The 9,010-nt window shown below is 43.3% G+C and carries 7 protein-coding genes; 1 reads left to right on the plus strand and 6 read right to left on the minus strand.

Annotated features, from left to right (window positions below):
* The 3 genes from NWQ57_RS17400 to NWQ57_RS17410 form a co-directional block, all read right to left on the minus strand.
* Nucleotides 1-980: YeiH family protein (locus tag NWQ57_RS17400; protein ID WP_306023442.1), on the minus strand; the 980-nt coding region annotated here is incomplete at its 3' end.
* A 31-nt stretch (nucleotides 981-1,011) separates the two neighbouring features.
* Entirely contained in the window at nucleotides 1,012-2,001 is a 990-nt protein-coding gene (locus NWQ57_RS17405) for a TauD/TfdA family dioxygenase (RefSeq protein ID WP_306023443.1), read from the minus strand.
* A gap of 8 nt (nucleotides 2,002-2,009) precedes the next feature.
* The gene (locus NWQ57_RS17410; protein ID WP_306023444.1) at nucleotides 2,010-2,975 is read right to left on the minus strand and encodes an aldo/keto reductase; all 966 of its coding nucleotides are present in this window, start codon (nucleotides 2,973-2,975) and stop codon (nucleotides 2,010-2,012) included.
* Nucleotides 2,976-3,176: 201 nt separating this feature from the next.
* On the opposite strand from NWQ57_RS17410, the gene NWQ57_RS17415 reads away from it, so the two are divergent.
* Nucleotides 3,177-4,079 (plus strand): amino acid ABC transporter substrate-binding protein, encoded by a 903-nt coding sequence (locus NWQ57_RS17415; RefSeq protein ID WP_306023445.1) that lies wholly within the window; start codon nucleotides 3,177-3,179, stop codon nucleotides 4,077-4,079.
* A 47-nt stretch (nucleotides 4,080-4,126) separates the two neighbouring features.
* Here the strand turns inward: NWQ57_RS17415 and NWQ57_RS17420 are convergent, their stop codons facing one another.
* The 3 genes from NWQ57_RS17420 to NWQ57_RS17430 form a co-directional block, all read right to left on the minus strand.
* Nucleotides 4,127-6,799 carry a response regulator gene (locus NWQ57_RS17420; protein WP_306023446.1) on the minus strand — a complete coding sequence of 891 codons (2,673 nt, stop codon included), beginning with the start codon at nucleotides 6,797-6,799 and terminating at the stop codon, nucleotides 4,127-4,129.
* A gap of 236 nt (nucleotides 6,800-7,035) precedes the next feature.
* Entirely contained in the window at nucleotides 7,036-7,536 is a 501-nt protein-coding gene (locus NWQ57_RS17425; RefSeq protein ID WP_306023447.1) for a GAF domain-containing protein, read from the minus strand.
* A gap of 306 nt (nucleotides 7,537-7,842) precedes the next feature.
* Nucleotides 7,843-8,763, minus strand: a complete 921-nt coding sequence (locus NWQ57_RS17430) for a hypothetical protein (RefSeq protein ID WP_306023448.1) — start codon at nucleotides 8,761-8,763, stop codon at nucleotides 7,843-7,845.
* Nucleotides 8,764-9,010: the final 247 nt, after the last annotated feature.

A 9,010-nucleotide genomic window follows, 5' to 3' on the forward strand; every position in this document is an offset into this window, starting at 1 on the left:
CTCAAGAGTATCAAACCTGCTATCCATAAGGTTTCGATGATGAGTAAAATAATCGGTTTAATACCAACCGTTAGCAGTCGGCGCAGGTTTGATTTCATGCCGATAGCGGTAATCGACACAACAAGGGCAAAGCGGCTGAGTTCGTTGGCACTGGAGCTTATCAATTCTGGTAAATCAACTAAGCTGTTGATGGTCATGAGCACGACAAAGCCAATTAAAAATCCGGGTACGCCGGGTGATTTAGCCTCAATAACACCTGGCCCGTTCAGCTTTTTGAGATTTAGCTTAATGACTAATAAAATGCACAGCACTACTGGCATTAAATAGGCCACGCGTACTAATTTAGTCAACGTGGCTAAGTCGCCCGTTTGTTCTGATACCGAATAACCCGCGCCAACCACTTGTGCCACATCGTGAATAGTGCCGCCTAAAAAAATACTGGTACTGGTTTGATCAAGTTCAAGTAAGCCCGCTATGATGGGGTAAAGCACCATGGCAATGGTCGATAGGGCGGTTACTCCAACCACGGTCAGTATGGTATCCCGTTCTTTTTCTGGGCTGTCGGGTAAGACAGCTGATATGGCCATGGCAGCCGATGCACCGCAAATACCCACGGCACCACCACTAAGTACCCCAAAACGCTTACTTAAACCAAAGGCCTTGGCCAGTGCAATGCCAACTGCAATGGTGCTCACAATCGCCACAATCAAGACTAGGGCTGTTTTCCAACCTAATGCAGCTAAATCACCGAAGGCGATGCGCAAACCGAGTAAGGCAACGCCGATACGCAGAATATGACAAGCGGTAAATTCGATACCGGCTTTGCATTTAGTGTCTTCATATAAAAACGATAATGCAATGCCAAGTAATAAGGCAAACAGCATGGCTGGCGCGCCATAATGTTCAGACAAAAACAGCGCAGCAAATCCCGTCACGGTTGCCACCACAATACCTGGCAACAGTATGTTAATTTTTTCCATTTTTGACCTTACCACTCAATTAAATACCGCTTCAGTCCATCGCTAGGGCGACTAACACCTGACGTTTGCGTTCGCCAGAATAAGGGCGACGGCCATGCATGGTAATATAGTTATCAACTAATGCCACGTCCCCATCTTGCCAAGGCAAGTCGAACGTATAGTCTTTAGATAAACTGACCATGAGCTCTAGGGCTTCAATCGGAATGGGGCTGTCATCACCAAAAGTAATGGCTTTTGCTGGGTTTTCTCTCACACCTTTCCAGCCCATAAACGCTGCAATTAACTGATTATAAAATACTTTTTGCTCTTGGCCGATATCAATAACAGCAGGCAATATGGGAGTGGTGGCCCGAAGGCTGCCGTCTTCTAACCATGTCCAGCTGTAACCGAGTTCTTTTAATTTGCTTTCGGCTTGCGCAAGGTCACTGACATTAAGCGTGCTTTTCCAACTGCGGCCTTGGCCTGAATTAGCATCATTTTCTGCTGGCATTTGCGTTGTGTATTTCAAACCTTTTGTGATAAAGGCCTCGGCCCACTGGGGCTGTTGACGAGCAAATTCAGCAAACAACATATCCGAACGGCACAAGGGCGTTGCGCCGCCTTGTTCAGCGGCTGCTTTACAAAAGAAAAACAACTTACTCGGTGAAATGGGCGTTTGCGCCATTTCGTGATGCAAGAAAATTTCTACGTCTTTAGGCGCTTCATTAGCGGTAAAAACACGCTCGGTGAAATTAATCCTAACCGCGTTAGACAACGACTCTTTGTAAGTGAAATTGGGATAAGCAAATGCTTGAGAGAATTCGTCAAAGGTTTCAGCTGAATCAAGTGGAAAACCACGAAATAAAATGGCACCAGACTCTCTTAGTTTGCTCTCAAGCTCAGGTAAATGGGCTTTTACCCAAACTGTCGCTTGTTCAAGGTTGGTCACGCTGCCATCATTGACTACAACGCTAGGAAATATAGCGTCACCGCAACGTAATTGGTGAGCGACTTCGACATAGTTTATTGCTGGTGTAGCCATGATTTACCTCAATCGTAAATAGGATAAAAAGTGTTAAATGCCGCTTCACAAAACTGACCGGGATCGTTAAACCTGCGGTTGCAATTTAGGGCGTCGATTGCCGTCATTTCAGTTTCTGATAACTCAAAATCAAAAATGGCTAAGTTTTCTGCTAAACGTTCCGGGCGTGACGTTTTAGGAATAATGGCGTTGCCACGTTGTACGCCCCAGCGCAATACGATTTGAGCAGGAGTTTTACCTATGCGTTTGGCGGCTGCTTTTACTACGTCTTGTTCAAGTACTGATTCTTTGGCTCCAGCCATGTCCAGTTCAAGATACGATAAGGCCCCAAGGGGAGAAAACGCGGTGACTTGAATGCCGTAATTGCTAGCTAGCTTCATCAAACGTTGCTGGGTTAAATAAGGGTGAGACTCTACCTGTAATACAGCAGGTTTGATTGTGGCGTAGCTCATTAAATCGTGTAACAAGCCGGTGTTGTAATTACATACACCAATTTGTGTGGTTAAACCTGCTTCTACTAAGGCCTCCATTGCCTGCCATGTTTCATGCAATGGCACTGGGGCGGTTTCCATGCGCGGCTCGGCGGCGCGTGGGTCAAATATCCATTCAGGGGGATATCTATCGTCAAAATCGACATAGGGCTGGGCGATAGGGAAATGAATGAGGTAGAGATCAAGGTATTCAAGCTGCAAGTCCTGCAAGCTGCGACGAATAGCAGGCTCTACATGTTCTTTGTGATGAAAGGTATTCCACAATTTTGAGGTGATCCACAGCTCATCACGGCGACATAGGCCATCGTCAATCGCACGTTTAATGCCATTACCTACTTCAACTTCGTTACCATAATCGCTGGCGCTATCAAGATGGCGATATCCCGCTTTAATGGCGTTATATACTGCATCTGCACACGTTTCTTTGGATATTTTCCACAGGCCAAAGCCAACTTTCGGCATGGTTTTATTTTGGGTCGACATAGAATTTGTCCTATCGTTTAAAGATATGTCTTATATAAGACATAAGTTAAGGGAGTGTTGATTAATTGTCAAATTTAACTTTCATATAACATCATTCATGAGATTTTGTGCGTCTACGCTATTCATAGCTACACTCTTCTATACAGCATGCGTTTGCTGCTTTAGTGTTTCCCTTAGGTTTAGGTATGAAAGGTGTTGCCTATGAAAATAATCCTCTTATTGGTGAGTTTGACTTATGCGGTTCAGGGAGCATGCCAGCAAAGTGATAAACGTAAACCGCATCATGAAAGCACACGAATAGTTTATTATCCCACCAATGAAACAGACACCCTGTATAACCATCAAAATGAATATTTTTTAGCCTTGTTTAAACTGGCCTTGGCAAAAGTGCCCAATGCAGTGATGGAAATAAAATATGTGTCGATGCCTTCTGTACCTCAAGGGCGCAGTGCTGCCTTGATTGAAGAGGCCTTTTATGACATTCATTGGATGGTGTCTAATACTGAGCGAGAAACCAGATTAGCGCCAATACGAATCCCCTTGTATAAAGGGCTGATTGGTTTGCGTTTAGCTTTTGTTAATAAAAATAACCCTGACTTACTTGCCGATGTAACCAGTCAAGCGCAACTGCAAAACCTCGTAGTAGGTCAGGGACGTGACTGGCCCGATACTCAAATTTTGCTAAACAGCCAATTTAATCTTATTGCCACCACCAATACTAACGCATTATTTAATTTGCTAACCATCGAGCGAATTGACTACTTTCCTCGCTCGGTGATCGAGATTTGGGCAGAGCATGCATTAATGCAACATGCCAAAGTCATGGTTGACCCGCATATCGCTATTTATTACCCAACAGCCGTGTATTTTTTTGTTAGAAAAAACGACATGCACTTGCATGGCGTCATTGAAAAAGGCTTACAAATCGCTATTGATGATGGCAGTTTTGAGGCCTTGTTTACACAGCATTTTGGTGGTTTATTAAAGCGCGCTAACTTGGCAAAACGTCAAATATTTGAGTTAGACAACCCATTTTTACCTAAAGAAACACCCTTGGCCGATGCGCGTTTATGGTTTGATATCAAGGCTACACACCCTGAATAAAGCCAGAGGCCTTGCCACACGAACTCAATAAATCATACGAGTTGCACTCAAGGCTCGTTCCTCTTCGCTTTTTTAGGTTTTGATACCAAACTTAAAATACAGCTGATAATTTTGTGAGTTTCAAAGGGTTTGGCTAAATGGCCATTCATGCCCAAGTCGCTGTATATTTGTTTGTCTTCACTCAATACGTTTGCGGTTAGCGCCACAATGGGCAGATGGCGGTAAGCTGGGTTTTCACGAATGATTTTAAACGCGCTGATGCCATCCATAACAGGCATTTGAATGTCCATTAAAATCAGATCAACATCAGGGTTTGCATACAATTGCTTGATGCAGTCTTGACCGTCTTGACTCATAATCACGTTGGCGCCATGTTGGCTAAGCGTCTCAAAAATAATTTCACTGTTGATTTCGTTATCTTCGGCAACCAATAAAGTTATGCCTGCAAGCGCTCGTGGTGGTTCGGCGGGGTTTATTGCGTCTTGTTTAACACTCAAGGCGCGATATAAATCAATACGTTGGCAGGGTTTGGCGATGATGTGTTCAATAGCCAGTTTGTTTTTTTCTTGGTTAACGCTATCCAGCTCGTAGGCGGTAATCACTATAATCCGTGGTGTATAAGACAGCTGAGCTTGTTTAAGGCGCTGTAAAAACTCATGGCCATCACAGCCTGGTAACATCCAGTCTAGTAAAATAAAATCAAAGGCCTGCGGCTCGGCAAGCAAGCGGGTTAAGGCGGTGTCGGCTTGCAGAAAACAGCTTACTTGGGCACCCATTTCGCTTAGCCGATCTGCCATTAAACTCAGTGTTTCTGGATTATCGTCTAGCAGTAACACGCGAGGTTTGGTGCTCAGTAGGTATATTTCATCGTCGTTGTCGATCATGGCTTTGTTAATGTGTAAGTCTACTTCTGCGACAAAAGTACTGCCTTTACCCAGTTCACTACTTACTGTTATTTCGCCATTCATTAAGCGGCACAATTGCTGACTGATGGTTAATCCAAGCCCTGTGCCGCCATACCGCCGAGTGGTTGAAGCATCGCCTTGGCTAAAGTTTTCAAACAATAAATCCATATACTCTGGCGCAATACCAATGCCGCTATCCGTCACGGTAAAACGAAAGCGATACAGGAAGGAATCGGCCACTTGATGTGCTTTTGGCTGGCCATTGACGATAAGGGTAACGTCGCCTTTTTCAGTAAATTTAATGGCATTAGAGCACAGGTTAAGCAGAATTTGGCTGAGTCTGACTTTATCACCTGACACATCGACGGGTAGATTTGGGGGGAGGTTAATGGTGAATTTTATGCCTTTATCATTAGCTTCTTGACTGAGCATGGCGTGTAAATTGTCGATTACGCTCAGCAACGAAAACGGCCTTTGTTCAAGTTCAAGGGAGCCTGAGTTAACTTTTGAATAATCTAAAATATCGTTGATGATGGTAGCCAAATGATTCGCCGATAGTTTTATTTTAGCGAGATATTCTGCTTGTTTAGGCGCCAAGTCTGTTTTTCGACACAGCTCGGTTAACCCAATTATACCGTTAATGGGCGTGCGAATTTCGTGGCTCATATTCGCCATAAATTGCTGTTTTGCCACCGCACTTGCCTGAGCCCCTTTAATGGCAATACCTAACTGTTCATTGTTAAAGGTGAGCTGTGCCACCATGTCATTTAATTCTTTGGTTTGTTTGCTTACTTGCCGTTTTAATTGGCTTTTTTGTAAAAGCAGCATACGAGTGATAAAAGCAATACCCAAAGACAGCAGTAGGCCTAACATTAATAAGACTTTGTAAACCATAGCAATTTCGAACAGCTGGTGGTCGTTGTGGTAGAGGTAAAGTGTCCAGACTTGCTGGTTAACGTTGATAGAAAAGGTATAAGAAATTGTTTTGCTTGGTGGCAATGCACTCACTAATTGATTTTCAGGATAGGCGTAAAAATGCTGTTGGTGATCCTCAAGCAAATAAGAAAAATGCTTGTTACCGACTTTTTTCATTATCGAATCAAAGTGGTTTACTAAAAAATTGCCTGAGGTAATAAAGCCTCGTCCAAAACGTTTAGCTCCTAATTCGATAGGAAAACTAATAATGTACATGGGCTGAGCACTTGTTTTGTCAGCAAGTGGGTCAAGTATCATAGATGAAAACAAGCTCTTTCCCGACAGACGTGTTTTTTCTAATAAGGGATAAACAGGCGAGTGAGGGCCTAGGGCCCGTCCTAACATATTATTTTCTGGCGTTAAAGGGTAAGGGTAGGCTACCGCCCACAGCTGATTATTAATATAAACCGGCTCTTCAACGTGCGTATCATTTATCGAAAAGAAGCCCATATCCGCAAATCCTGGCTCTGGATTTTGACGCAGTTTGTCGAGTAGTGGCGGAATGTCTTGTTGGTCAACCCGCACAACCCAAGCAACGCGGCGATAGTCATCTTCATTGAGGTAAACCAATTGAATGAGGGTATTGAACTCTTCGTAGCTTACCCAATCTGAAGTGGCAAACAGGTTGGCCACCGAGGCAACTTGTACAAAGCGATTTTGAAAGGTTTGTTGTAGCTCGTTGGCAATGGAGTCAGCTTGGTTAAAAGATGCCGCTTTAAGTTTTTCTTTTTCGCTAGACACAATTTGTTCATAAACCAGCCAAGATGAACAACTGCCTAAACCTAAAATAACGATAAAATAAATATTCGCGACACGGCCATTAAACAAAAAATCACGCATGTTACTTTCTCAATAGTAAAGGAAACCAATGTGATCCGTCATTTGAATTTATCCTGTGTCTAAAAAGCTACTATGACTCACTATGGGGTATTTTAAAAGTGATGTGATGCCAAGAAGAACAAACCGATAACGATTATTCAGGACAAAAGGGCGAGTAGTTTAACTATTAAGCGGTACCACCCCCTGCTGCGCTAGCAGTTCCGCAGTGCTGTTAACTCAGCAGGGGTATGAATATGTTATAGCGCAGTATGATAGCCGTTAAACAATAACTTTTCTGCCGCAGCGCCAAAACGTTGCAACACAGCTATGTCTTCTTTGGTAAATTCCCGCGGTTGATCAAATATGATACAAAAAGTGCCTACTTCATAACCTTGCCCAGTGTGCAAAATACTGCCAGCATAGGCACGAATAAAAGGCGGGCCTGTTACTAAAGGGTTATTGCAAAAGCGCTCATCTAAGGTCGCGTCTGGTACAACAAGATACTCTTCCTCGGCAATGGCATAAGTGCAAAAAGACACACTCTTAGGAGGCTCGGGACCTTCAATACCTTGACGCGATTTAAACCACTGGCGATCTTCAGCAATGAGGCTGATTAAACAGGCTTTACTATTAAAATAGTGCTGGGCTTCAAGGGTAATTGCATCAAGCTCTTGGTCTTGCTCGGTATCGAGAATATTCATATTTTTGAGGGCGCGAATTCGTGCTTGCTCATATTCTAGTGAGTGTACCTTGGTCATGTATAACTCGTAAAAACAACAGAAAAACCAAAAAACTGCCGCCCTGTTGTTTATCAGTAAAAAGGCTGAGAAATTGGCGCGAGTTTAGCACGAGCGTATAAATAGTGGTTAGTATATTTGGCCTAATTAACGCAGTTTATAGCCTGTTTTTTTTGCGGCATTCACGATGTTGTAAGTTACATGCGTGGCTTATTCATTTAAGGGACACATAAAACCACCTACTGGCGCTATAAACAATCTAAAACCGCATGAAATTTAGCCATGGCAACGATTTTTTGGGCCTACTAAGTTCATTCGCAATCGCTATTAGTCAGGGTCTTTAGGTACGTAACCCAACCAGGTTTTCAATGCTTTACGTACTAAAAACAGAATAACGCCAAATAGTAAGGCCAGCAGGGCAACCCAAAACTCAGTCGCTTTTTCCCAAAAAATATCAACAAAGCCTTGTTTGCGTTGCTCATTGATGACCTCTTCGTCAACCACTACATTCACGCTTAACTTGTTGGCCGTTTTAGGTATCGCAGGGCCTGAGCAATCGTCTGTATTAAATAGATTAACAGTGGCACTCACCTCAAAATCACCGGCGCTTTTTGCGCTTAAATAAAACTTGGTATCAACGCCAGAAGGATGCAAAAAAATACATTTTTGATCAGGGCCTGTCACATCGAAATCGGGTGCGTTGGCCTCTATCAAGGCATATTCACCCGCGGCGTTAATATCTGATACAGCGCTATTCATTGAATTATCCCGCGGCGGTTTAAAGTTAATATCACCTATCCAGACGTTGAGTAATCCAGTGCTACCTGGCAATTTTAAATGTTTAGAACCAGACACAATGACATGATAAATTTCAGGGACTGTGGCGGGCTTGTTAGCCTTTGTATGAGGGGAACGCATCGGTCTTGGTGGGTAAGCCATTTCTTGATTATATTCACTATAATCGGGATGTATTGAGTATAATTTACCTGAATTGTATTGAAAATCTTTGGCGTTGTTTGCACTCGCAGCCGGTTTAGGCCATGGCGCTGGTGTTATTGGTTCTGACGTTTGTTGATTTGCTGAAGGCTCGGTAACCTCCGATTTAGGTGGGGGAGCAGTATTATCAGGCGCAGACTGTGTGACATGAGCAGTTTCAGGTTCAGGTTTTTCACAACCAACAAGAGTCACTAGCAATAACAACAAACCAATAACTCTAAGTTCACCGTGCAATACGTGACTTAGAGGCATAACAAATCCCTATCAAGTTTTATAAAATCGATCTGATGCTAGTTTATTTTTTGTACAGAAACAAGCGGGGTGCGGCTTGATGCGATAAGTTGTAGCCATTTTATTTTTCATTCTTAGTATGTGTTTTACACATAATTTTCAATGGCTTAAAAGCAGCGCTAAAGCCTTTTATAGCGAAAGGCAAACATTCGCAGCGCTAGCGTTAATAAGCAATAGTTATCTTAGTGCCTACGAAATCGGGGGAAGA

Origin of the sequence: Paraglaciecola sp. (assembly GCF_030730205.1) — a bacterium.
GTDB lineage: Bacteria > Pseudomonadota > Gammaproteobacteria > Enterobacterales > Alteromonadaceae > Paraglaciecola.

What these genes read in the sequence shown, in the direction of transcription:
- NWQ57_RS17405 (WP_306023443.1), bottom strand. Translation starts at nt 2,001, where the DNA reads ATGGCTACACCAGCAATAAACTATGTCGAAGTCGCTCACCAATTACGT.
- NWQ57_RS17410 (WP_306023444.1), bottom strand. Translation starts at nt 2,975, where the DNA reads ATGTCGACCCAAAATAAAACCATGCCGAAAGTTGGCTTTGGCCTGTGG.
- NWQ57_RS17415 (WP_306023445.1), top strand. Translation starts at nt 3,177, where the DNA reads ATGAAAATAATCCTCTTATTGGTGAGTTTGACTTATGCGGTTCAGGGA.
- NWQ57_RS17420 (WP_306023446.1), bottom strand. Translation starts at nt 6,799, where the DNA reads ATGCGTGATTTTTTGTTTAATGGCCGTGTCGCGAATATTTATTTTATC.
- NWQ57_RS17425 (WP_306023447.1), bottom strand. Translation starts at nt 7,536, where the DNA reads ATGACCAAGGTACACTCACTAGAATATGAGCAAGCACGAATTCGCGCC.
- NWQ57_RS17430 (WP_306023448.1), bottom strand. Translation starts at nt 8,763, where the DNA reads ATGCCTCTAAGTCACGTATTGCACGGTGAACTTAGAGTTATTGGTTTG.